Below are 23,661 nucleotides of genomic sequence, written 5' to 3' on the forward strand. Positions count from 1 at the left end.
TGACCGGGTGCTCACGGTCGCCGTTCTCATCTCTGGCACCGGCTCGAACCTCCGCGCCCTTCTCGATGCCGCACGCCACCCGGATTTCCCCGCGCGGATCGTCGTGGTCGGTGCCGATCGCGACGCCGAAGGCCTCGCGCACGCCGAGGAGTTCGGCATCCCGAGCTTCACCGTGCCGTTCCGTTCTTTCGAGAGCCGTGAAGCCTGGGGCGAGGAGCTCGGCCGCCAGCTCGACACCTGGCAGCCCGACCTCATCGTGCTGAGCGGCCTGATGCGGCTGCTGCCGGCATCCCTCGTCGCCCGCTACGCGCCGCGGATCATCAACACCCATCCCGCATACCTGCCCGAGTTCCCCGGTGCGCACGGCGTCCGCGACGCGATCACCGCCGGCGCCGCTCAGACGGGCGCCAGCGTCATCGTCGTCGACGATGGCGTCGACTCCGGCCCGATCCTCGCCCAGGAGCGCATCCCCGTGCAGCCCGGCGACACCGAGCAGACCCTGCACGAACGCATCAAGCCCGTCGAGCGGCGGCTGCTCATCGACGTCGTGCGTCGCATCGCCACCGGCGATCTCGCACTGACCCACTGATTCATCCCGACCCGAAACCCGCACGTCCACGCAAGAAGGAGATATTCCATGGCCGGTCCGAGCCACGATTCGTCCCTGTACCGCGATCGCGATGTCGTCCAGATCAAGAGGGCACTCGTGTCGGTGAGCGACAAGACCGACCTGCTGGTGCTGGCGGCGGCGCTGGCCGACGCCGGCGTGGAGATCGTCTCCACGGGTTCGACGGCCGCCACCATCCGCGAGGCGGGCTACGAGGTCACCGACGTCGCCTCCGTCACCGGGGTCGCCGAGATGCTCGACGGCCGGGTGAAGACTCTGCACCCCAGCATCCACGGCGGTCTGCTCGCCGACCTGCGCCTGGAGGACCACGAGCGCCAGCTCGCAGAGCTCGGCATCTCGCCCTTCGAGCTCGTGGTCGTCAACCTCTACCCGTTCGTCGAGACCGTCGCCTCCGGCGCGACCGGCGACGACGTCGTCGAGCAGATCGACATCGGCGGACCCGCCATGGTGCGCGCCTCGGCGAAGAACCACGCGAACGTCGCGATCGTCGTCTCGCCCGAGTCGTACCCGGCCCTGATCGAGTCGATCGCCGCCGGCGGCACCAGCCTCACGCAGCGTCGCGAGCTCGCGGCGCGCGCGTTCGCCCACACCTCTGCCTACGACACCGCCGTCGCGGCGTGGTTCGCCGAGGGCACGCTCAGCGAGGGCGGCGAGCTGCCTGAGCACCTGACGATCAAGGCCGAGCGCCTCGCCACGCTGCGCTACGGCGAGAACTCCCACCAGCGCGGTGCGATCTACTCGCGCGTCGGCGGCCACGGCATCGCCCAGGCCGTCCAGCTGCAGGGCAAGGAGATGTCGTACAACAACTACGTCGACGCGGATGCCGCGCTGCGTGCCGCGTTCGACATGATCCTGCCGGCCGTCGCCATCGTCAAGCACGCCAACCCGTGCGGCATCGCGACCACAGCTCCCAACGCCCTCGACCCCATCGCGAGCGCCCACCTGCGCGCCCACGAGTGCGACCCCGTCTCGGCGTACGGCGGCGTGATCGCCACCAACGGCACGGTCACCCTGAAGATGGCCGAGAACCTCAAGGACATCTTCACCGAGGTCATCGTCGCCCCGGCGTTCGAGCCGGCCGCGCTCGAGGTGTTCAAGGCGAAGAAGAACCTGCGCCTGCTGCAGCTGCCCGCCGACTGGAAGCAGGAGGAGATGGACGTGCGCCTGGTCTCTGGCGGACTGCTCCTGCAAGATGCCGACCGCTTCCCCGACGACATCGATTCCGTCGCCAACGGCTGGGAGCTCGTCACCGGTGAGCGCCCGAGCGACGAGGAGATGAGCGATCTCATCTTCGCGTGGAAGGCCTGCCGTGCCGTGAAGTCGAACGCCATCGTGCTCGCCAAGGGCAAGGCCACCGTCGGCATCGGCATGGGCCAGGTGAACCGCGTGGACTCCTGCCGACTCGCCGTGGAGCGGGCCGGGGATCGTGCGGCGGGAACGATCGCGGCATCCGATGCTTTCTTCCCGTTCGCCGACGGCCCCCAGGTGCTCATCGACGCCGGCATCTCGACGATCATCCAGCCCGGCGGCTCGGTGCGCGATGACGAGGTCATCGCTGCGGCGAAGGCGGCCGGAGTCACGATGTTCTTCACGGGCGAGCGCCACTTCTTCCACTGACGGCGGTGCGCGTCGGCCGGCGCGGCGGGGTAGTGCCGCGCGTGTCCGGGTTGATGCGGGTCGGATGCCGTGACACCCGCATTTTGTCGGACGCGAGAAGGCAGCGTGTCCGGGTTGATGCGGGTCGGATGCCGTGACACCCGCATTTTGTCGGACGCACCGAGAGTAGCGGCGGAGTCGGCCGGCACTGTCATGTCCGATTTCCGCGTGCCAGCGGGTTTCGGACGTGTCAGAGTGGAGGCATGAGCTTCCCGACGATGAGTTTCGATGAGCGGTACCGCGCGATCGACGCGCGCGACACCCGCTTCGACGGACAGTTCGTCACGGCCGTGCACTCGACCGGCATCTACTGCCGTCCGTCCTGCCCCGCGCGCACCCCGAAGCGCGAGAACGTCAGCTTCTTCCCGACCAGCGCGGCAGCCCACGAGGCGGGCTTCCGGGCCTGCAAGCGCTGCCTGCCCGAGGCAGCCCCCGGCTCGCCGGCATGGGACGTGCGCGGGGATGCCGCGGCGCGCGCCATGCGTCTCATCGCCGACGGCGTCGTGGAGCGCGAGGGAGTGCCGGGTCTCGCCGCGCGCCTGGGTTATTCCAGCCGGCACCTCACCCGGCTGCTGACCGCCGAGCTCGGCGCCGGCCCCCTGGCCCTGGCCCGTGCACATCGTGCGCACAACGCCCGGATGCTGCTGGTGGGCACCGACCTTCCGATCGCCGACATCGCATTCTCGAGCGGCTTCGCGAGCATCCGCCAGGCGGGTGACACGATCCGCGAGGTGTTCGGGCTGACCCCGACCGAGCTGCGCGCTCGGCGACACGGCGGCGTCGCGGCGCCCGGTGAGATCGACCTGCTTCTCCCGCACCGTGAGCCGATGGATGCCGCTGGCATCTTCGCCTGGATGGCAGCACGTGCGCTTCCCGGCGTGGAGATCACGACAGATGGCTCGTTCGCCCGTCATCTGCGGATGCCCGGCGGGCCGGCCTGGTTCGAGGTCCGACAGGACTCCGTCGGGCGGTTGAGGCTGCGCGCCCGCGTGACGCACCTCGGCGACCTCGCGCCGCTCGTCGCGACGGCGCGCAGGATCTTCGACCTGGATGCCGACCCCGTCGCCATCTCCAACGCCCTGTCATCGCACCCCGAGTTGGCGCCTCTCGTGGCTCGAGTGCCCGGCATGCGCGTACCCGGCGCCGCCGATCCGCACGAGATGCTCATCCGCGCCATGGTCGGGCAGCAGATCACCGTCGCCGCCGCGCGCACCGCGCTGACCGCCCTCGCTGATGCGCTGGGGGAGCGGACAGCGGCTCCGGACGGCGGAGAGGGCGGCATCCTGTTCCCGACCATGACCGCGATCGCCGAGCACGGCGCCGAGGTGCTGCGCGGCCCGGCCGCCCGGATCCGCGCGATCACCGGAGCAGCCGCGGCCCTCGCCGACGGATCGCTCACTCTCACGGTCGGCGACGACAACACCGCACAGCGGGCGGCGCTGCTGGCGATGCCCGGCATCGGGCCGTGGACCGCGGACTACGTGCGGATGCGAGTGCTCGGCGATCCCGACGTGCTGCTGCCGGGCGACGTCGCCGTCCGCGCCGGAGCGGCGGCATCCGGCATCCCGTCGACCGCCGCCGAACTCACCGCCTGGGCCGAGCGCGCCGCACCGTGGCGCAGCTATCTCTGCGCCCATCTGTGGCGCGCAGCGCCGCCGAGAACCACCAGAACGAACCGCAAGGAGCTCTCATGACCGCTCTCATCCAGACCATCGACACCGCCGACGGACCGTTCACGCTGCTCGTCGACGAGGAACAGCGCGTGCTCGCCTCGGGGTGGACCGCCGATCATGAAGAGATCGTCGGCCGGCTGGCCGTGAAAGACCGGCCGGCGGAGATCCACGAGGGAGAGACGGATGCCGCATCCGCTGTCCGCGCGTACTACGCCGGTGATGTCGGCGCGATCGACAGCGTCGCCGTGCGCCAGCACGGCACCGACATGCAGCGCACAGGGTGGGAGGCGCTGCGGCACATCACGCCGGGGGAGCCGCTGACCTACACGGAGTTTGCCGCAGCCCTCGGCAGCCCGAGCGCGGTTCGTGCCGCGGCATCCATCTGCGCGCGCAACGCGCCGGCGCTGTTCGTCCCCTGCCATCGTGTGCTGCGCAGCGACGGATCGCTGGGTGGCTTCGCCTGGGGCCTCGACGTCAAGGAATCGCTGCTCGCGCGCGAGCGCGCCTAGACCGTGGTCGCGGTCGCACGGGAAGACGCGGCGCGGGAGGTGGTTGTTCCTGTCGCTTGCCGGCGCGGGATGCGACACGAAGCGACACCTCCCGACCGGCGGGGCGTGATTCGGACGGAGAGCGAACAAAAGAGGGAATGGTGCTTGCCTTCAGCCGGTTCACAGGAATAAGCTGATGGGCTGTCGCGTCGACCGGCGCGGAGCTTCGAGCCTGAGGAGGACACCATGATTTCGATCGCCGTCGCGCAGATCACCGCTCCTGGCTCGTACACTCGCGGTTCGACCACTGGGCTTTCGCGCGGCTGACGTCCCGCCGCCTCACCGCATCACGGGCGCAGCATCGGCTGCAGCGTCCGTCACTCGATCCTCTTCCGCTCCGCAACTCGTCTGAGAGTCATGTCTTCCTCGTCGTCATCCCCCACGCCGTCCGCTTCGCTGTCCACTCCCGCCGCGCTTTGGCGCCTCGCACCGTTCGTCAAACCCGTCGTCTGGCGGTTCGTCGGCGGTGCCGCCAGCGCGCTCGGCGCCGCCGTCATCGCCCTGATGATCCCGATCGTGCTCGAGCAGATCGTGCGCGGTCTGGACAGCTCGGCGAGTGTCGCGATCATCGTCGGAGGTGCCGCCATCGTGCTCGCGCTCGGCCTCGGCGAGGCGATCATGGTGTGGTTGCGGCGCTGGTTCATCCTCAAGCCCTCCACCGAGGTCGAGTACCGGATGCGGACGCAGCTCTACGCACGTCTGCAGACCCTGCCGGTCGCGTTCCACGACCGCTGGCAGTCAGGGCAGCTGCTGAGCCGCATGATGCAGGACATCGGCCTGATCCGGCGCTGGCTGGCGTTCGGTCTCATCCTGCTGGTCGTCAACATCCTGACGATCATCATCGGCTCGGTGCTGCTGTTCCGCTGGCACTGGCTGCTGGGCGCCATCTTCATCGTGACCGCCATCCCGCTGTGGATCACCGGATACCGCTTCGAGAAGCGCTACGGCCGCCTTGCCCGCCAGAGCCAGGATCAGGCCGGCGACCTCGCCACCAGCGTCGAGGAGAGTGTTCACGGCATCCGTGTGCTGAAGGCGTTCGGCCGCGGCAAGCACGCGCTCACGCGGTTCAGCTCGCAGGCTGAGTCGCTGCGCACCACCGAACTCAGCAAGGCGCGCGCCGTCGGCACGATCTGGTTCTGGCTCGACCTCATGCCGCAGATCGCGTTCGGGCTCAGCCTGATGTCGGGCATCTGGCTGATCTGGCAGGGCGCCATCGAGCTGCCGGAGCTGTTCGCGTTCTTCGCGATGGCGACCGTGCTGCGGTGGCCGATCGAGTCGATCGGATTCCTGTTCTCGTTCATGCTGGATGCGCGGACCGCCACCGACCGCGTGTTCGACATCTACTCCGAGACGAATTCCATCACCGACCCGGAGAACCCGGTGCAGATCGCGGAGCCCCGCGGCGAGCTCGCGTTCGAGGGCGCGCACTTCCGCTATCAGGATGCCGGGGCCGCCGAGCGCGATCTGCTCGACGGCATCGACCTGGTGCTGCGTCCGGGCGAGACCATGGCGCTGGTCGGGCTCACCGGCAGCGGTAAGACCACTCTGACGACCCTTCCGGCGCGCCTGTACGACGTGACCGGCGGTCGCGTCACGCTCGACGGCGTCGACGTGCGCGATCTGTCGCTGGTGGAGCTGCGGCAGCACGTCGCGATGGCGTTCGAGGACGCCACGCTCTTCTCGGCATCCGTGCGCGAGAACGTGCTGCTGGGTCGGGCGGAGCTCGACATCCACAGCGAAGAGGGCGAGCGCGTCCTGCGCGAAGCGCTGGATGTCGCCCAGGCCGGATTCGTCGACGCGCTCCCCGAGGGCGTCGAGACCGTCATCGGGGAAGAGGGGCTCAGTCTCTCGGGAGGCCAGCGGCAGCGGCTCGCGCTCGCGCGCGCCGTCGCGGCCAAGCCCAGGGTGCTCGTGCTGGACGACCCGCTGTCGGCGCTGGACGTCGACACCGAGGCGCTCGTCGAGGAGGCGCTGCGCCACGTGCTCGCCGACACCACTGCCATGATCGTCGCGCACCGCCCGTCGACCGTCGCCCTCGCGGACCGGGTCGCACTGCTCGAACGCGGCAGGATCACCGCCGTCGGCACGCACTCCGAGCTGCTGCGCACGAGCGCCCACTACCGGCACGTGATCTCCAGCCTGGAGGCCGAGGAGGCGGCGCGCACCGGCGCGATCCCCATCATCACCGACGAAGACCTGAAGACGGCAGGAGAAGCCGCCGTCGAAGCATCCGCACACGAGGACGAGGAGGTGCAGGCATGAGCGCGGCACTGACCGGAACACAGGGCGAAGACCGCTCGAACTACACCCGCGAGGAGAGCAGGGCGATCCGCCAGCGTTCGCTGCGCCTGCTCGGCTCGCTCGTCTCGCCGCTGCGTGCGCAGATCGTGCTGGCCGCCGTCGTGCTCGTGATCTCGACGGCTCTGCAGGTCGCCGGTCCCATCCTCATCAGCATCGGGCTCGACCGGGCGCTGCCGCAGGTACTCGACCACGCGAACTGGATGCCGACCTTCGTGATCGGCTTCATCTACCTGTTCGCCGGGGCCGCTGCGGCCGCCCTGATCGGCTGGTACGTCGTGGTCGCGGCCCGCATCACGCAGGCGGTGCTGATCGACCTGCGCAAGCGCATCTTCCTGCACACGCAGCGGCTGAGCCTGGAGTTCCACGAGACGTACACCTCGGGTCGCATCATCTCGCGCCAGACCAGCGACCTCGACTCGATTCGCGAGCTGCTCGACGGTGGCCTGAACAACCTCGTCTCGGGCGTGCTGTTCGGCGCGTTCACCTTCATCGCCCTGATCGTGTGGGACTGGCAGTCCGGCGTGATCCTGCTGCTCGCCGGCATCCCGCTGTTCCTGCTGATGCGATGGTTCTACGGGCGCTCGCAGGTCATCTTCCGCGAGTCGCGCGTGATCAGCGCCAAGGTGATCGTGCAGTTCGTCGAGACGATGACCGGCATCCGCGCGGTCAAGGCGTTCCGCAAGGAGCCGCGCAACGACGCGGCCTTCCAGAAGGTCGCCGGCGAGTACCGCGACGTCAACCGGCGGTCGATGCTGCTGTTCGGCACGTTCGAGCCGGGACTGATGTCTGTCGCGGCCCTGACGCTCGGACTGGTCGTGCTGTGGGGCGGCATGCGCGTCGCCGACGGCGCGCTCACGGTCGGCGTGCTGCTTTCTGCGGTGCTGTACGTGCGCAACTTCTTCGCGCCGATGCAGGAGATCGCGATGTTCCTGAACTCCTACCAGTCCGCCACGGCGGCGCTGGAGAAGGTGTCGGGAGTGCTGGAGGAGCAGCCGACGGTGCCCGACCCCGAGGAGCCGGTCGACCTGTGGGAGTCGCGCGGACACGTGCGCTTCGAGGACGTCACGTTCGGGTACTCGGGGGAGAAGACGATCCTGCCGAGCTTCTCGCTCGACATCGAGGCGGGGCAGACGATCGCGCTGGTCGGCACGACAGGCGCGGGAAAGTCGACGCTCGCCAAGCTCATCTCGCGGTTCTACGACCCGACGCTCGGACGCGTGACGCTCGACGGCGTAGACCTGCGCTCGCTGCACCCGAAGGACCTGCGCCGCGCGATCGTCATGGTCACGCAGGAGGCGTACCTGTTCAGCGGGACCGTCGCAGACAACATCGCGCTCGGAAAGCCGGATGCCACGCTCGACGAGATCCGCGCGGCGGCACGTGCGGTCGGCGCGGACGAGTTCATCTCGGCGCTGCCGGACGGCTACAACTCCGACGTGAACAAGCGCGGTGGGCGCGTGTCTGCGGGACAGCGTCAGCTGATCTCGTTCGCGCGGGCGTTCCTCGCAGACCCCGCGGTGCTGATCCTCGACGAGGCCACGGCGTCGCTTGACATCCCGTCGGAGCGGCTCATCCAGGATGCTCTGCAGACGCTGCTGGCCGACCGGACCGCGATCATCATCGCGCACCGCCTGTCGACGGTCGCGATCGCCGACCGGGTGCTGGTCATGGAACACGGCGAGATCATCGAGGACGACGCCCCCGCCGCGCTCATCGGCGGCACGGGCAAGTTCGCGCAGCTGCACGCGGCCTGGCAGGAGACGCTCGTCTAGTCGGGAGGTCGCCGCTCCTGGCCGGGAGGGGTCGCAAGTGGTCGCTCGGAGTGCGTTTTGGCGACCGTTTGCGACACCTCCGGCATCCTGGGTGGCGGGGCTCGGCGGGGAGGGGTCGCATGTGGTCGCTTGGAGTGCGTTTTGGCGACCGTTTGCGACCCCTCCCGTCTTCCGTGGCATCCGCCGGGCGGGCGAGCGGTCCCGCGCGGCGGGCGACCGATACCATCGGAGCGTGGATCCGATCTGGATACTGGCCGCCGAGTGGTGGTGGGTCGCGCCGACTGCGGTCGGTGCAGGCGCCGTCACCGCCGTCGGAGTGCGCCGTCGGCAGAAGACCACCGGCAGGCGCCTGGCACTGGATGCTGCGCGCAACGACCTGCGCAACGCACAGCGCGAGGTCGTAGAGCGTCGCCGCGCCGTCAAGCTCGCTCGCGCCGAGCACGCCCGCCTCGTCGCCGAGCGCACGGCATCCCGCGCCACGAACGCCGACGTCGCGAGCACCAGACGCGCGCTCAAGCAGGCCGAGTACGACGCGAAGGCGGCGGCGGCCGACGTCCGCGCACGCCGTGCCCGCGTCAGCGCCGCGCAGGCAGAGCTGCCGCCGGCATCCCAGGCCGACCGATACCCCCTCGCCCGCCTGCGCCACGCGCATGACGCGGTCACGGCGCGATGGATGGACTACGAGACCGACCCCGCGAAGCTGATCGCGTATCCGGTCATGAGCGACGGCAAGGATCCGGCGATGTCCGCTTTTCTCGCCGCGGCCCGCCGGGCGCGTGATCTGCGTCCCGCCTCCTCCAGCGTGACGCCAGCCGAGTACGCCGAGTACCGGGATGCCGTCGCCGACCTCGAGCGCGCGTTCGACGTCGCCGAGTACACCGCTAAAGAACGGGCCGCCGGCCGCGACCCGGATGCTGCGCAAGCCTGGCAGGAGACCGCGCACGACGTGCTCAGCCGTTCGGCCGAGGCGATCGACAAGGCTGCGGGAGCGGCGGCATCCGCCATCGCGGCTTGGTCGGCTCGCCGTAAGCCGCACAAGGACGAACCTCCCCAGGCGTAGACGAATACCTGGGCGTCAGGCGGGCACTGCGCGCGTGCGCACCAGCTCCTGGTACCAGCGACCGGAGTCCTTGACTGTCCGCTCGAGGGAATCGAAGTCGACCCGGACGATCCCGAACCGCTTGGCGTAGCCGTAGCCCCACTCGAAGTTGTCCAGCAGCGACCAGACGAAGTATCCGCGCAGGTCGACGCCGCGCTCCATCGCCCGATGCGCCGCGGTGAAGTGACGACGCAGGTATTCGGTGCGCTGCGGGTCCGGCACTGTGCCGTCGGCGGCGACCTCGTCCTCGAATGCGGCGCCGTTCTCGGTCACCATCAGCGGCTGACCGGGGAACTGTTCGGACAGCGAGACCAGCAGCTCCTCGAGTCCCTCGGGCGCGATGTTCCAGCCCATCGCCGTGTACGGCCCCGGCTGCTCGACGAACTCGACCAGCTGGTCGCTGCCCGGCCACGCGGTTCCTGCCGACGTGCCCTTGTGTCCGTCGTTCTGCTGCTTCTCCGAGACGCCGTCCCACATCCGGACGGTCGCGGTCGAGTAGTAGTTGACGCCCAGCACATCGATCGGCTGGTTGATGGTCTGCAGATCGCCGTCCTGCACGAACGCCCAGTCGGTGACCTCTGCGGTGTCGGCGAGCAGATCCGCCGGGTATTCGCCGCGCAGCATGGGACCGGTGAACGCCCGGTTCGCGAGGGCGTCGATGCGCCGCACCGCCTCGGGAGCCCTGTCGCCCTGCCCGCGCAGGACGTGGAAGTTCAGCGTCACGGAGTAGTCCGGGTCGCCGGTCGAGGTGGCGCGCAGCGCCTGGAGCGCGCGGCCGTGGGCGAGGTTCAGGTGGTGCACGGCGGACAGCGCCGAGGCGGGCTCGGTGCGACCCGGCGCATGACCGCCCTGACCGTAGCCGAGGTACGCGGAGCACCACGGCTCGTTCAGCGTCGTCCAGGTGTGGACGCGGTCGCCGAGGGCGGTGCCCATGATCTCGGCGTAGCGCTCGAAGGCATCGGTCGTCGCGCGCGACGTCCAGCCGCCGGCATCCTCGAGGTACTGCGGAAGATCCCAGTGGTACAGCGTGGCGACAGGGCGGATGCCGCGCTCGAGCAGGCCGTCCACCAGACGCGAGTAGAAGTCGATGCCTGCCTGATTGACGGTGCCGTCCGCGGTTGGCTGGATGCGCGGCCAGGCGATCGAGAACCGGTACGCCTCGAGTCCCAGCTCCTTCATGAGGTCGAGGTCGTCGTCGACACGGTGGTAGTGGTCGCAGGCCACGTCTCCCGTGTCGCCGTTCCACACCTTGCCGGGGGTCTTGCTGAAGGTGTCCCAGATGGACGGCGTGCGTCCGTCCTCGGAGGCCGCCCCCTCGATCTGGTACGACGCCGTCGCCGAGCCGAAGGTGAACGACGGCGGGAAGACGAGCCCGGAGTCGCGGTAGTCGGCCGTGCCGGTGGTGGTCGTCATTCAGTGGGCTCCTCGAGATCGGCGGTGTACGTGCGGACGGTGCCGTCGGGCGACGTCACCGTGATCGAGCGACGGCCGCTGCCCCCGGGGAAGACCCGCAGCTGCAGTCCGTCATGGTAATCGTAGTCAGGACGGTCTTCGCGGGCGCCCCAGGGGAGCACCGCACCGGGGCGCACGTACAGCGGAAGCGACTCGTACCCGTGCGTCTCGCGCAGCCAGCGTCCGCCGGTGACGCGCTCCCCGGTCAGCAACGACGTCCACTCGCCGTCGGGCAGATAGAACTCCACCTCGCCGGTCTCGGAGAACACCGGCGCGACCAGGAGGTCGCCGCCGAGCATGTACTGGCGGTCGAGGTAGGCGACGGACGGGTCGTCCGGGAACTCGAGCTGCATGGGCCGCATGAGCGGTGTCCCGGTCCGGGTGGCATCCAGTCCGGCCTTGAACAGGTAGGGCATCAACCGCATCTTGAGGTGTGTGAAGATGCGAGTCACCTCGACCGCCTCGTCGTCGAACGCCCACGGCACGCGGTACGAGCTGGAGCCGTGGAATCGGGAGTGCGAGCCGAGCAGGCCGAACGCCGTCCAGCGCTTGAAGACGCCGGCATCCGGAGTGCCCTCGAACCCGCCGATGTCGTGGCTCCAGAACGCGAAGCCGGTGAGCGCGAGCGAGAGACCGCCGCGCAGCGTCTCCGCCATCGAGGCGAACGTTGAGGTGGAGTCCCCGCCCCAGTGCACGGGCATGCTCTGACCGCCCGCGGTCGCGGACCGGGCGAACAGCACCGCCTCGCCGGCGCCGCGGGTCTCGGTGAGCACGTCGTGGACGGCGCGGTTGTACAGCTGCGCGTAGTGATTGTGCATGCGGGCAGGATCGGAGCCGTCGGCCCAGACCACATCGGTCGGGATGCGCTCGCCGAAGTCGGTCTTGAAGCAGTCCACGCCCTGGGCGATGAGGCCGCGAAGCTTCGACTGGTACCACGCCACGGCGTCCGGGTTCGTGAAGTCGACGAGCCCCATGCCCGCCTGCCACAGGTCCCACTGCCAGATCGATCCGTCGGCCCGCTTCACGAGGTAGCCGGCATCGCCCGCCTCTCGGAACAGCGGCGAACGCTGGCCGATGTAGGGGTTGATCCACACCGAGACGCGCAGATCCTTCTCGTGCAGCCGCTCGAGCATCCCGGTGGGGTCGGGGAATACCCTGGCGTCCCACTCGAAGTCGCACCAGTTGAACTCGCGCATCCAGAAGCAGTCGAAGTGGAACACCGACACCGGCAGCTCGCGCGCCGACATCTCGTCGATGAACGAGTTCACGGTCTGCTCGTCGTAGTCGGTGGTGAAGCTCGTCGACAGCCACAGGCCGTACGACCAGGCAGGCACCACCGGCGGACGGCCGGTGAGCGCGGTGTACCGCCGCAGCACGTCCTTGGGCGTGGGGCCCGCGATCACGAAGTACTCCAGCGCTTCACCTGGCACCGAGAACTGCACGCGCTCGACCGCTTCGGATCCGATCTCGTACGAGACGTGCCCCGGATCGTTGACGAGGACGCCGTAGCCGCGGTTCGACAGATGGAACGGCACGCTCTTGTACGCCTGCTCGCTGGAGGTGCCGCCATCGGCGTTCCAGATCTCCACGGTCTGGCCGTTCTTGACCAGTGGGCCGAAGCGCTCGCCGAGTCCGTAGATGAGCTCGCCGACACCGAGGTCGAGCTGCTCGTGGACGAACGCGGTCGCTGCCGGCGCGGATGCCTCGGCGCGGGCGTTGCCGACGATGCCGCCGTCGACCTGCGCGTCGGGGCTCAGTCGGACATAGCCCTGCGCCTTGTGCCCGCTGCCGGTGACCCGGCGCCCATCGACCTCGAAGGAGAGGTTCCATGGAGCGCCCGGAGCGACCCTAGCGGTGAGCGCGCCGCTGGCGAGCTCACCGCCGTCGGCCGAGACGGATGCCGTGCCCGCACCTGCTTCGCCGGCACCGGGCTCGTCTGCACCGGGCAGCTCGAAGCCGCCGTGCCAGTGCGCACCCTCGTGGTGTGCGATGCGGACGCGGATCACACCTTCCGCGGGGGATGAGAGCGTGGTCGTCAGCACCGGCCGGTTGAGCACGTCGCCGCGCTTGGCGATGACCATGGTCGGGGCTGTGACGACGATGCCCGTGCCGTCGGGGGTGTCGGTGGTCTGCTCGATGTCGTAGGCCTCCTGCGCGTACAGCGCGGTGACGCCAGGACGAAGCTGCCAGAACCCGTCGGTGAACTTCATTACTTGATCGCTCCTGCCGTGATGCCGCGTGTGAGAGTGCGCTGGAAGATGAGGAAGAAGATGAGCGTCGGGATGATGCCCAGCAGGGCCGACGCGCTCGTCGTCGTGACGTCCATGAGGCGGTCGCCCTGCAGCACGCTGATCGCCACCGGGACCGTCTGGTTCGCGTTGGACGCGAGGAACGTCAGCGGGATGAGGAACTCGTTCCACGTCCAGATGAAGAAGAAGATGAGCAGCACCGACAGTGTCGGGCGGCTGATCGGGAAGACGACGCGCCACAGGATTTGCCAGCGGTTGGCTCCGTCGATGGATGCCGCTTCGAGCACCTCCTTGGGGAAGGTGCCGTACACCGAGGAGAGCAGGTAGGTGCCGAACGCGGCCTGGATGACGGTGAAGACGATGATGACAGACCACACGTTGTCGTACAGCCCGACGGATTTGAACATGTAGTACAGCGGGTACAGCAGTGCCTCCTGCGGAAGCAGGTTCGCGAGCAGGAACAGCAGCACGATCCAGCTGCGGCCGCGGACCCGGCCGATGCCGATCGCGAAGGCGTTCAGCATCGAGATGAGCACCGCGAGAACCGCGACGACTCCGGAGATGAACAGCGAGTTCCACACCTTCTCGGGGAAGTTCACCCGCTCCCAGAAGCGGATCATCCCGCTGAAGTCGAGGACCTCCGGCAGCGCCAGCGGGCCCGAGGTCGCGTAGTCGACGGGGGACTTGAACGAGTTGACCAGCACGAGGTAGAACGGGGCGATCACGGCGATCGCTCCGACCACGATGAGCGCCAGCAGCAGCCAGTCGACGCCGCGCTTCTTGGTCATGCCGCCGCGGGGCCGGCTCTTGGCGGGCTTTCCCGTGACGATGGCGGTGGTGGCGTGCATCACAGACCCGCCCTTTCCTTGCGCTCGACGGAGTTCTGGACGCGGATGAAGATGATCGACACGATCACGACGACGATGGTGAGCACGGTGGCGATCGTGGCGCCGTAGCCGACGTTCCGCTTCGTGAAGAACTCCTGGTAGGCGTAGTAAGCGGGCACGAGAGTGGCTCCAGCTGGTCCTCCGCGGGTGATGATGTAGACCGGGCCGAACACCTTCAGCGCCGCGATCGTGCACGTGAGCGTGACCACGAAGATCTCCGGACGGATGATGCTCATGGTGATAGCAGAGAAGCGCTGGAACCAGTTCGCCCCGTCGAGTTCGGCGGCCTCGTAGAGCTCGGGGTCGACGCGCTGAAGCGCCGCCATGAAGACCACGACCGGGTATCCGAGCTGCACCCACACCATGACGACCATCAGCACGATGAGCGCGGAGGGCATCTGGCCCAACCAGTCGTAGGCGGGGATGCCGAACCAACCGAGGATCTGGTTGAGGGCACCGTCGCCGCCGGGGCGGACGATCCAGCCGATCACGATGCCGGCGACGGCGATGGGAAGGATCTGGGGGAGGTAGTAGGTGGCCCGCAGGAAGCTGCCGACCTTGCCGCCGAACTTGCGCCCGACGACGTCGAACAGGAGGGCTGCGACGATCAGGCCGACGATGGTCGGCACCACCACCATCGCGATGATCATCCACACCGAGTTCGTGAACGACGTCCAGAAGTCCCCGTCGGTGAGGATCTTCTGCCAGTTGCCGAGACCGATGAACTCCGGTGTGCGCACGCCCTTCCACTTCGTGAAGGTGAGGTACACGTTCCAGATCAGCGGGACGATGACGATGACGAGCAGGAGCACGAAGCCGGGCAGCAGATACAGCCAGTAGGCTCCGGTCCCGCCGCTGCGCTGCGGGATGGACGGCTGTTCGGGCGGCAGCTTCGTGCGGCCTCGGGTGGCGAGTGACATGTTCTTCTCCAGGAGAGCGGGGGCGGCGCCCGAGCGGACGCCGCCCCCGCGACGGATCAACGGAATTCCGCGGTGCCTTCGTCGTACTGCTCGCCGAGGTTGGCGTTGGTGGTCTCGGCATCCTGCACACCGGTGACCAGACCCTGCAGCTCCTGGACGATCACGTCGTAGAAGCCGGGCGCGGGCCAGTCCGGGTAGAACGACAGGCCGTCGGCCTCGAGGATGCCGTTGAAGGTGTCGATCAGCCCGGCGCTCTTCTCGTCGTCGATGTCCGCGGTGTCGACCGCGATCGGCAGGCCGCCGTTGTTGCCGATGATCGCCTGGATCTCGGGCCGCATCGTGATGTCGATGAACTCGTAGGCGAGCTCTTTGTTGGCGGCGTTCTCCGGCACGACCCAGAGGTTGCCGGACGAACCCAGCGAGAGATCGGCACCCGGGAACGCGGTCATGGTCCAGTCGAAGCCGGTCGCCTCGGCCACGAAGCGGCCGAACCACCAGGAGCCCGACACGAAGATCGGCGAGGTGCCGTTGATGAACGAGACACCGGCATCCTCGGCCTTGACCGAAGAGACGTCCGAGGCGATGTAGCCCTTATCGACGTACTCCGCCAGCGTCTCGGTCGCAGAGCTGATCTCGGGACCCTGCCAGTCGACCTCGCCGTCGTAGAGCTGGTAGGCGTCGACGAATCCGCGGTCGCCCTCGAGGAGCGCCAGCTGGTACCAGAGCTGTCCGAGCGGGTACTCGGCGCCGGCCTCAGCGAGCGGCGTGACACCCTGTGCGACGAACGCGTCGAGCACGTCTACGAACTCCTCGTACGTGGTGGGGATCTCCAGGCCAGCCTCCGCGAAGGCGTCCTGGTTGTAGTAGACGCCGACGAACTCGCCGTAGTTCGGCACGCCGAACCACATGTCGCCGCCCATGACCCCGTCCTCGGAGTACTTCGCGGTGGTCTGCAGGGACGGCGCGAGCTTGTCGCCCCAGCCATACTCTTCGACGGCGCCGGAGATGTCGCTGATCAGCCCGGTCGAGGCCAGGAAGCCCGCCGTCGCGTTGCCCTTGTTGAACTCCATCAGATCCGGCGCGGCGTCGGTGTCGAGCACCTGGCTGGCCGTCTTCTGGATCTGCTCGAAGGACTTCTCCTCGAATTCGACCGTGGCACCGGTCTCCTCCTCGAAGATCGAGATCGCCTCGGCCCAGGCCTTGCCCATGGCGCTGTCGGCGCCCTCGTAGTGCCAGAGCTTGAGGGTCTGTCCGTCGCCGGCGTCACCGCCCCCGGCGGAGCAGCCGCTGATCGCGACCCCCGTGGCGGTGAGGGCCGCGAGTGCGGCCAAGGTCTTCGTCCTGCGTGTGATGCGTGCCATCGTCGGCACTCCTTTCTCAGGCCCGGCGGATGCCGGGGCAGTATTGCGTTTCGGGCGTTCTGGTTTCAGATGTTCGATCAGGAGTCGAAGCGTTTCGATTCAGGGCATGAAGCATCGCGATGCCGGAGCTGCTCAGCCGAGCCGTGGCGGCGCGACGGAGCCGACTTCCCGGTACTCCGGGGGGATCAGGTGCACAGAAGGGGTCAGTGACTCCTCGAGGCTCCGCACGGCGAGGTCCACCGCGAGGTCGCAGGAGAGCTGGGGGATCAGCGGGATCGTGTCGACCGCTGCCGAAAGGTTCGCGGTGTCGAAGGATGCGCCTGCGGAGAGGACCGAGATGTCGGTGCCCACAGCGAGTCCGCGTTCGGCCAGCACCGCGAGGGCGATCTCGTGCACGTCGTCGGCTGCGTGCACGACCAGTGCGCTCGCGCCGTCGTCGAGTGCGGTCTCGACGGCGCGGCGCACCGCGCGCGGGTCCGTCACCGTCTCGCCGCTTGCGCTGAACGAGTGGTCGACACCGCGCTCCTCCGCTCGGGCTTCGAACCCGTTCAGCAGCCGGCGCGGGAAGTTCGAGCGCTGATAGGCGAGCGAGGCCTGTCCGATCAGCGCGATGCTCCGGTGCCCGGCATGCACCAGCCGGTCCACGGCGAGCGAGCCGGCGCCGTGGAAGTCGAGGTCGACGCAGTGCAGCCCTTCGCTGTCGTCCGGGATGCCGATGAAGATCGTCGGCGTCCTGATCGACCGTGCGATCGCCACCCGCTCATCGTCGGGGGCAACATCGAGCACGAGCACGGCGTCGACCAGGTCGCTCGCCGTGACGCGGCTCATGCCGGCCGACGCCTGCTCGTCGGTGAGCAGCAGGATGTCGTAGCCGCGCTTGCGGGCCGCGACCGACGTCGCGAGCACGAACGCCATGTGCGTCGGGGCGTGCGTGTCGGGGCGCAGCGGCTCCGTCAGCGCGAAGATGTGCGTACGGCGGCCCGCCAGCATCCGTGCGCCGGCGTTGGGCTGATAGCCGAGTTCGCGCACCGCGGCCTCGATGCGGCTGCGGGTGTTCTCCGAGACCGGTCGGTTGCCGCTGAGCGCGTAGGAGACCGTGCTGATCGAGACCCCGGCGGCTTTTGCCACGTCGTGGATCGAGGTCATGCGGGACTCCATCGTCTTGTGCGTATCGGGCGTCGAAGCGTTTCGCTAAGCGCTTCGACAGCGATGATACGCACGACGCGGAACTCCACGCAACCCTTTTGTGGGATTTCGCAACAAAATACGAAGAGCAACGTGCAGGGCGACGGAGCCTCGCTGGGGAGGGGGTTCGAGACCCCGCCGCCGGTACTAGGCGATGACCTGGATGGAGGCGATGACCTCGCCGTACTCCGTCTCACCGACCTGAGAGAAACCGACGCGCTCGAAGAACGCGCCGGGGCCGGCGTCGCCGGCCTCGTAGATCACGTCGACGTGGTTCATGCCGCGCTCGCGCGCCTCCTCGATGAGGGCCTCGACGGCGAACCGGCCGATGCCACGGCCCTGATCGTCGGCGTCGACGTTGATGCGCCACAGCACCGAGCGGAAGTGCTCCTCCGGAGCTTCCGGATCGAAGTTGGCACTGACGAACCCGACGACCTCGTTGCGGTCGAGCACGACGCGCTGCCACGACGTCTGCGGGTTGATCACCGTGGCCGCGATCCCGTAGGAGACCGGCGCAAGGTACTGCTCCTGTCCCGGCTTGAGGGACAGATTGTTGACGGCGACGATCGTCGCCGCGGAGAGTTCGACCACGCGCAGTTCCGTCATACGCCCAGGGTAACCTCTCGCGCGGCATCCGCACCGAAAAGTTATCCGCGAACGCCGATCGGGGCGCTCAGGTATCTTGGTATCGAGACAAATTTGACTCGTGAACGGAGAATCTCCCGGTGACCGACGACGCCATCATCTACACCTACACGGACGAGGCACCGGCTCTCGCCACCGCATCGCTCCTCCCGATCGTGCAGGCCTACGCCGGCAAGGCCGGAATCGAGATCGAGACGCGCGACATCTCGCTCGCCGGCCGTATCCTCGCCGCGTTCCCGCAGCGCCTCAGCGCCGAGCAGGAGGTGTCCGACGCACTCGCCGAACTCGGCGGCCTGGCCACCCTCCCCGAAGCCAACATCATCAAGCTGCCGAACATCTCGGCATCCATCCCGCAGCTGAAGGCCGCCATCGCCGAGCTGCAGGGCCAGGGCTACGACATCCCGAACTTCCCCGACGAGCCCTCCTCGCTCGAGGAGAAGGACATCCGCGCGCGCTACGACCGCATCAAGGGCTCCGCGGTGAACCCGGTGCTGCGCGAGGGCAACAGCGATCGCCGCGCTCCGCTGGCCGTCAAGAATTACGCCAAGAAGCACCCGCACACCAACAAGCCGTTCCCCGAGGGCTCGAAGACCCGCGTCGCGACGATGGGCCACGACGACTTCAAGCACAACGAGAAGAGCTGGATCGCAGCTCACGACGACGTCCTCACCATCCGCCACACCGCGGAGGACGGCACTGTCACGGTGCTCAAGGACAACCTCAAGGTGCTGCCGCGCGAGATCGTCGACGCGACGTTCCTGTCGGCAGCCGCGCTGGACGCCTTCCTCGCGGAGACGCTCGAGACCGCCAAGAACGACGATGTGCTCTATTCGGTGCACCTCAAGGCGACCATGATGAAAGTCTCCGACCCGATCATCTTCGGTCACGTCGTCAAGGCGTTCTTCGCCGACGTGTTCGCCCGCTTCGGCGACCAGCTCGCCGCCGCGGGTCTCAGCGCGAACGATGGGCTCGGCTCGATCCTCGCGGGGCTTTCGAACATCGACGGTGGCGCAGAGGTCGCGGCCGACTTCGCCAAGGCGATCGAGAACGGCCCCCGCCTGTCGTACGTCAACTCCGACAAGGGCATCACGAACCTGCACGTCCCCTCGGACGTCATCGTGGACGCCTCGATGCCCGCGCTGGTCCGCAACGGCGGCAAGCTGTGGGGCGCCGACGGCGGCGAGGACGACACGCTCGCCGTGATCCCCGACTCGTCGTACGCCGGCGTCTACCAGGCCGTGCTCGACGACGTGATCGCTAACGGTCCGCTGAACCCGGCGACCATCGGCACCGTCCCCAACGTCGGGCTCATGGCTCAGGCCGCCGAGGAGTACGGCAGCCACGACAAGACGTTCGAGATCGCCTCGGCCGGACGCGTCGAGGTCGTGGACGGCGACGGCACCGTCGTCATCGAGCACACCGTCGGCGCCGGCGACATCTGGCGCGCAACGCAGACCAAGCACATCCCGGTCATGGACTGGGTGCGCCTCGCTGTCTCGCGTGCGCAGGCGACCGGCGCCCCCGCGGTGTTCTGGCTCGACCTGAACCGCGCTCACGACGCGCAGCTGATCGCCAAGGTGCACCAGGCGCTCGCCACGCTCGACACCACGGGAGCGCAGATCTCGATCCTCGCGCCCGAGGAGGCGACCCGCTACACGCTCGCACGCATGCGTCACGGACTGGACACCATCTCGGTCACCGGCAACGTGCTGCGCGACTACCTCACCGACCTGTTCCCGATCCTCGAGGTCGGCACGTCGGCGAAGATGCTGAGCATCGTGCCGCTGCTCGCCGGCGGCGGTCTGTTCGAGACCGGCGCGGGTGGCTCGGCGCCGAAGCACGTGCAGCAGCTGGTCGAGGAGAACTACCTGCGCTGGGACTCGCTCGGCGAGTTCTTCGCGCTCGCCGCCTCGCTCGAGCACTTCGCGGACCGCACCGGAAACGAGAAGGCCCGCGTTCTCGCCGAGACGCTGGATGCCGCGACCGGCACCTTCCTCGAGGAGGACCGTTCGCCCGGCCGCAAGCTCGGCACGATCGACAACCGTGGCAGCCACTTCTACCTGGGCCTGTACTGGGCGCAGGAGCTGGCTGCGCAGTCGAAGGACGCCGAGCTCGCTGCGGCCTTCGCGCCGATCGCGGCCGATCTCACGGCCAAGGAGCAGGAGATCGTCGCCGAGCTCAACGGCGCCCAGGGCGCGGCCGTCGAGATCGGCGGCTACTACCGTCCGGACGCCGCCAAGGTCGCGCAGGTCATGCGCCCGTCGCAGACGCTGAACGGCATCATCGACGCCATCGCGTAAGCGCTGAACGACGTGTGGGGCGGATGCTGCGGCATCTGCCCCACACCCGTCTCCGGTGCCGGTTGCGAAGGATGCGCGTCGGCTTCGGCGAGGAGGTGGCGCTTTGTGTCGCTCGGTGGGCGCAGGAGCGGCAGTTGGCGACACCTGCCGTGTGGAGGCTCGTCGGCTTCGGCCGGGAGGTGGCGCTTTGTGCCGCTCGGTGGGCGCGGGAGCGGCAGTTGGCGACACCTGCCGTGGGGAGGCGCGTCGGCTTCGGCAGGGAGGTGGCGCTTTGTGCCGCTCGGTGGGCCCGGGAGCGGCAATTGGCGACACCTGCCGCGGGGCAACACCTGCCGCTAGGCAATACGTGAAGCGGCGTCAGCCGCGGCCGCTCACCAGTGGACGGAGACCTCGGTGCCCACGGGCGCCCAGTTGTACACGTACTCCGCCTGCCACACCGGCATGTTCACGCATCCGTGGCTCATCTGCTGGCCGAAGTTGTTGTGCCAGTAGGCGCCGTGGAAGGCGATGTCCGGTGCGAACCAGGTGTTGAACGGCACATCCTCTGTGACGTAGTCACGGCCGACCATGTCCTGGATCCGCGTGTGCGCGAACACCGTGAAGTTTCCAGTGGGGGTCGGCGTGGCCGGCAGGCCGGACGAGACCGGCCAGGAGTGCACCACGTTGCCGTTCTGGTACAGGACCGCGCGCTGGTTGCTGAGGTTCAGGTCGATGTACCGATGCAGCGTCGTCGTCGTGAATGCGGGCTCCGTCACCTCGAGCGCGTATGCCGCCTCGCCGTTCTGCAGCTGCTCCGCGAACTCCGACGCGGCCTGGCTGACATCGCCCAGCGCGCGGCCGTTGACGCCGGCGGTGATCTCGCTGAGCACGTCGCCGCCGGAGTTCACCACGACCTCGGCGTTCACGGGCTCGCGGTTCACGAGCCCTGGCAGCTTGTCGACGGTCGTCTGGATCGCGGCTTCGTCGGCCGTGATGCGCAGCTCGCCGTCGTCATCGACGACCTCGAGCCAGGTCGCCGCGACTTCCGGGGCCACCGGCACCGTGCGCTCTTCGCCCACATAGAAGCCGAGAGTGCCGAGCATGGTGTTCAGCTGGTCGGCGACGGTCGTCGCCTCGGCGTCGCTGACGGCGGCCGGGGCTTCAGCCGGGGCGCCGGAGTATGAAACGACGTCGCCGCCGTCGGTGATCGTCGAGGCGATCGAGGCGGTCAGGGCGTCGAGATCGACGCCGGTGCCGGATTCGGCGGGAGTGATGACGTACGACTTGGAAGCGGCGTCGAAGACGACTCCGGCGTCGACGGCATCCTCGTAGGTCGTAGGCAGCAGCGAGCGGAGCTTGTCATGCGCGACCTCGGTGTCGAGCGCGATGTCGGCCGCGATCGGGTCGGGCATCCACGCGCCGAGGTTCCACATCGGGTGCTCGGCGAATGCCTCGTTCGCCAGTGCAGCGGCGTCGACGGACGCGCCGAGGTCGGCACCGGTCACGGACGGGTCGCCGTTGACATCTGTGAACGCGACCTCCACGCCGGCGAGACGGGAGCTGACGACATCGGCAGCCGCACCGGGCGTGAGCCCGCCGACCGGGATGCCCGCGATCGTGGTGCCCGGCGCGATCAGAACCATCGACGCCGCACCCGCGGCGATGAGCAACGTGCCGACGCCGAGCCCGACCCAGAGGCCGGTCCGGCGCTTCTTCGGAGCCGGTTCGTACGGCGCCCAAGCCAGCGGCCTGTCACCGTCATTCGGCGGCAGAGTCCCTGTGATGATGGCGGTCTGGGCGGTGTCTGCACCCGGTGCTGCAACGAGATCGGTCACGAATTCACCCCCCGTGATTTAAACGCGACATTCCCCACTATCATACGTGGCGCGTGATAACAGGGAAGCAACGGTTCCGCAACTCAAGAAAGGCCCCGGGATCCGACGATCCCGGGGCCTGAAGATTCAGCGCTGATCGTCAGCTGCACAGCTCCTGGAGCGCCGTGGCCGATGCCGTCACATCGCCCGTGATGGCGCTGAGCTCGCCCGCCGCGGACATGTCCTGCTCCACGACGACCTGGGTGAGCAGGTCGCCGAGGGCCGTGAAGTCTTCGTAGACGGCAGCGGTGGCTTCCTTGACCTCTGCGTTGGAGACGCTGTCGACGGTCTCGCCGAGCGTTCCGACGAAGCTGTTGAACTGGTCGACGGTCGCCTGCGGGTCGGCCTCTGCGGCGGTCATGTCGATCTCGGACATCGCGCTGCTGGCCTCGGTCAGCTGGGGGATGACGATGCCACAGGCCTCTTCGACCGACTGATCGGTGGTGGTCTCCTCCGCCGGAGCCGAGTCGGCCGAGTCCGCCGAATCGTTCGCGGTGTCCTCTGCCGCTCCGCCCGAGCAGGCGGTGAGTCCGAGGATGGCGACGCTGGCGATGGCGAATGCGGCGATACGGCGGTTCATGTGTGTTCTTCCCTCATTGGTTGCACAGCACTCATCGTTGGCACGACGAGTGCTGTGCGATTCTCCGGTCGGGGAGCAGTCAAACACACTCACCAGGGGAACGACGATGGGGAGAATGACCCATCGCCGGCGAGTCAGCCTTCGACGATCGCGATTCCGTCGATCTCGACGAGCATCTCCTCGCGGGGGAGGCCGGTGAACACGGTGGTGCGCGACGGCAGCACGCCGCTGGGCGTGTGTGCGGTGACGAACTCGCCGTACGCGTCGTTCATCGCCGCGAAGTCCGAGCGCTGAGTGAGGTAGACGCGCAGCATGACGACGTCGTCGAAGGTCGCGCCGGACGCTTCGACGATGGCCTTGACGTTCTCCAGGGTGCGGGTGGTCTGGGCGGCGACATCGCCCTCGAAGAGGTACTCGCCGCTGGCCGGGTCGACGGGGCCCTGGCCGGACACCTGGACGAACGGCCCCTTGCGGACGCCCTGCGAGAAGGTGTGCGCGGGTGCGGGTGCGGAATCTGTCGTGATTCGGGTCTTCGTGCTCATGACGACAGCC

At 68.4% G+C, this 23,661-nt stretch carries 18 protein-coding genes; 8 read left to right on the top strand and 10 right to left on the bottom strand.

Translation table 11 applies throughout. The features are described 5' to 3' along the window. The first annotated feature begins 7 nt into the window (after nucleotides 1-7). The 7 genes from purN (at nucleotide 8) to MAE01_RS10925 (ending at nucleotide 9,638) form a co-directional block, all read left to right on the top strand. Nucleotides 8-589, top strand: a complete 582-nt coding sequence (gene purN / locus MAE01_RS10895) for a phosphoribosylglycinamide formyltransferase (RefSeq protein WP_147039582.1) — start codon at nucleotides 8-10, stop codon at nucleotides 587-589. 48 nt (nucleotides 590-637) lie between these two features. Further along, entirely contained in the window at nucleotides 638-2,245 is a 1,608-nt protein-coding gene (gene purH, locus MAE01_RS10900; protein ID WP_147039583.1) for a bifunctional phosphoribosylaminoimidazolecarboxamide formyltransferase/IMP cyclohydrolase, read from the top strand. 242 nt (nucleotides 2,246-2,487) lie between these two features. After that, nucleotides 2,488-3,978 (top strand): DNA-3-methyladenine glycosylase 2 family protein, encoded by a 1,491-nt coding sequence (locus MAE01_RS10905; protein WP_147039584.1) that lies wholly within the window; start codon nucleotides 2,488-2,490, stop codon nucleotides 3,976-3,978. Beyond that, complete coding sequence (locus tag MAE01_RS10910; RefSeq protein ID WP_147039585.1) at nucleotides 3,975-4,466, top strand: methylated-DNA--[protein]-cysteine S-methyltransferase; 492 nt, start codon at nucleotides 3,975-3,977, stop codon at nucleotides 4,464-4,466. The genes MAE01_RS10905 and MAE01_RS10910 overlap by 4 nt, the downstream gene beginning before the upstream one ends. A 396-nt stretch (nucleotides 4,467-4,862) precedes the next feature. Then, a complete protein-coding gene (locus tag MAE01_RS10915; protein WP_147039586.1) occupies nucleotides 4,863-6,767 on the top strand; it encodes an ABC transporter ATP-binding protein in 1,905 nt (634 codons plus the stop codon). After that, entirely contained in the window at nucleotides 6,764-8,578 is a 1,815-nt protein-coding gene (locus MAE01_RS10920) for an ABC transporter ATP-binding protein (protein ID WP_147039587.1), read from the top strand. Before MAE01_RS10915 ends, MAE01_RS10920 begins: the two co-directional genes overlap by 4 nt. A gap of 232 nt (nucleotides 8,579-8,810) precedes the next feature. Next, complete coding sequence (locus tag MAE01_RS10925; RefSeq protein WP_147039588.1) at nucleotides 8,811-9,638, top strand: hypothetical protein; 828 nt, start codon at nucleotides 8,811-8,813, stop codon at nucleotides 9,636-9,638. Between the two features lie 15 nt (nucleotides 9,639-9,653). Here MAE01_RS10925 and MAE01_RS10930 read toward each other — a convergent pair whose 3' ends face one another. From MAE01_RS10930 to MAE01_RS10960, 7 genes are all read right to left on the bottom strand, one after another. Next, complete coding sequence (locus tag MAE01_RS10930; RefSeq protein ID WP_147039589.1) at nucleotides 9,654-11,090, bottom strand: glycoside hydrolase family 1 protein; 1,437 nt, start codon at nucleotides 11,088-11,090, stop codon at nucleotides 9,654-9,656. After that, a complete protein-coding gene (yicI, locus tag MAE01_RS10935; protein ID WP_147039590.1) occupies nucleotides 11,087-13,339 on the bottom strand; it encodes an alpha-xylosidase in 2,253 nt (750 codons plus the stop codon). Before yicI ends, MAE01_RS10930 begins: the two co-directional genes overlap by 4 nt. Beyond that, a complete protein-coding gene (locus MAE01_RS10940) occupies nucleotides 13,339-14,226 on the bottom strand; it encodes a carbohydrate ABC transporter permease (protein WP_147039591.1) in 888 nt (295 codons plus the stop codon). Before MAE01_RS10940 ends, yicI begins: the two co-directional genes overlap by 1 nt. Further along, a complete protein-coding gene (locus MAE01_RS10945; protein WP_147039592.1) occupies nucleotides 14,226-15,185 on the bottom strand; it encodes a carbohydrate ABC transporter permease in 960 nt (319 codons plus the stop codon). The genes MAE01_RS10940 and MAE01_RS10945 overlap by 1 nt, the downstream gene beginning before the upstream one ends. A gap of 56 nt (nucleotides 15,186-15,241) precedes the next feature. Then, complete coding sequence (locus MAE01_RS10950; protein WP_147039593.1) at nucleotides 15,242-16,546, bottom strand: ABC transporter substrate-binding protein; 1,305 nt, start codon at nucleotides 16,544-16,546, stop codon at nucleotides 15,242-15,244. A 132-nt stretch (nucleotides 16,547-16,678) separates the two neighbouring features. Further along, nucleotides 16,679-17,692, bottom strand: a complete 1,014-nt coding sequence (locus MAE01_RS10955; RefSeq protein ID WP_147039594.1) for a LacI family DNA-binding transcriptional regulator — start codon at nucleotides 17,690-17,692, stop codon at nucleotides 16,679-16,681. A 186-nt stretch (nucleotides 17,693-17,878) separates the two neighbouring features. Next, nucleotides 17,879-18,337, bottom strand: coding sequence for a GNAT family N-acetyltransferase (locus MAE01_RS10960; RefSeq protein WP_147039595.1), 459 nt, complete (start codon nucleotides 18,335-18,337; stop codon nucleotides 17,879-17,881). 119 nt (nucleotides 18,338-18,456) lie between these two features. Between MAE01_RS10960 and MAE01_RS10965 the strand changes: the two genes are divergently transcribed. Next, the gene (locus MAE01_RS10965; RefSeq protein ID WP_147039596.1) at nucleotides 18,457-20,676 is read left to right on the top strand and encodes an NADP-dependent isocitrate dehydrogenase; all 2,220 of its coding nucleotides are present in this window, start codon (nucleotides 18,457-18,459) and stop codon (nucleotides 20,674-20,676) included. Nucleotides 20,677-21,047: 371 nt separating this feature from the next. Here the strand turns inward: MAE01_RS10965 and MAE01_RS10970 are convergent, their stop codons facing one another. From MAE01_RS10970 to MAE01_RS10980, 3 genes are all read right to left on the bottom strand, one after another. After that, on the bottom strand, nucleotides 21,048-22,490 hold the full coding sequence (locus MAE01_RS10970) for a L,D-transpeptidase family protein (RefSeq protein WP_229718064.1): 1,443 nt from the start codon (nucleotides 22,488-22,490) through the stop codon (nucleotides 21,048-21,050). A gap of 139 nt (nucleotides 22,491-22,629) precedes the next feature. Then, nucleotides 22,630-23,109, bottom strand: coding sequence for a hypothetical protein (locus tag MAE01_RS10975; RefSeq protein WP_147039598.1), 480 nt, complete (start codon nucleotides 23,107-23,109; stop codon nucleotides 22,630-22,632). A gap of 134 nt (nucleotides 23,110-23,243) precedes the next feature. Beyond that, nucleotides 23,244-23,651 carry a RidA family protein gene (locus MAE01_RS10980; protein ID WP_147039599.1) on the bottom strand — a complete coding sequence of 136 codons (408 nt, stop codon included), beginning with the start codon at nucleotides 23,649-23,651 and terminating at the stop codon, nucleotides 23,244-23,246. Nucleotides 23,652-23,661: the final 10 nt, after the last annotated feature.

Origin of the sequence: Microbacterium aerolatum (assembly GCF_007988825.1) — a bacterium.
Lineage (GTDB): Bacteria > Actinomycetota > Actinomycetes > Actinomycetales > Microbacteriaceae > Microbacterium > Microbacterium aerolatum.

Excerpts from the sequence above, each read along its gene's own strand:
- MAE01_RS10975 (WP_147039598.1), bottom strand. The coding sequence starts at position 23,109 with ATGAACCGCCGTATCGCCGCATTCGCCATCGCCAGCGTCGCCATCCTC.
- MAE01_RS10930 (WP_147039589.1), bottom strand. The coding sequence starts at position 11,090 with ATGACGACCACCACCGGCACGGCCGACTACCGCGACTCCGGGCTCGTC.
- MAE01_RS10920 (WP_147039587.1), top strand. The coding sequence starts at position 6,764 with ATGAGCGCGGCACTGACCGGAACACAGGGCGAAGACCGCTCGAACTAC.
- purH (WP_147039583.1), top strand. The coding sequence starts at position 638 with ATGGCCGGTCCGAGCCACGATTCGTCCCTGTACCGCGATCGCGATGTC.
- MAE01_RS10950 (WP_147039593.1), bottom strand. The coding sequence starts at position 16,546 with ATGGCACGCATCACACGCAGGACGAAGACCTTGGCCGCACTCGCGGCC.
- MAE01_RS10910 (WP_147039585.1), top strand. The coding sequence starts at position 3,975 with ATGACCGCTCTCATCCAGACCATCGACACCGCCGACGGACCGTTCACG.
- MAE01_RS10960 (WP_147039595.1), bottom strand. The coding sequence starts at position 18,337 with ATGACGGAACTGCGCGTGGTCGAACTCTCCGCGGCGACGATCGTCGCC.
- MAE01_RS10955 (WP_147039594.1), bottom strand. The coding sequence starts at position 17,692 with ATGACCTCGATCCACGACGTGGCAAAAGCCGCCGGGGTCTCGATCAGC.
- MAE01_RS10940 (WP_147039591.1), bottom strand. The coding sequence starts at position 14,226 with ATGCACGCCACCACCGCCATCGTCACGGGAAAGCCCGCCAAGAGCCGG.
- MAE01_RS10905 (WP_147039584.1), top strand. The coding sequence starts at position 2,488 with ATGAGCTTCCCGACGATGAGTTTCGATGAGCGGTACCGCGCGATCGAC.
- MAE01_RS10915 (WP_147039586.1), top strand. The coding sequence starts at position 4,863 with ATGTCTTCCTCGTCGTCATCCCCCACGCCGTCCGCTTCGCTGTCCACT.
- MAE01_RS10945 (WP_147039592.1), bottom strand. The coding sequence starts at position 15,185 with ATGTCACTCGCCACCCGAGGCCGCACGAAGCTGCCGCCCGAACAGCCG.
- yicI (WP_147039590.1), bottom strand. The coding sequence starts at position 13,339 with ATGAAGTTCACCGACGGGTTCTGGCAGCTTCGTCCTGGCGTCACCGCG.
- MAE01_RS10980 (WP_147039599.1), bottom strand. The coding sequence starts at position 23,651 with ATGAGCACGAAGACCCGAATCACGACAGATTCCGCACCCGCACCCGCG.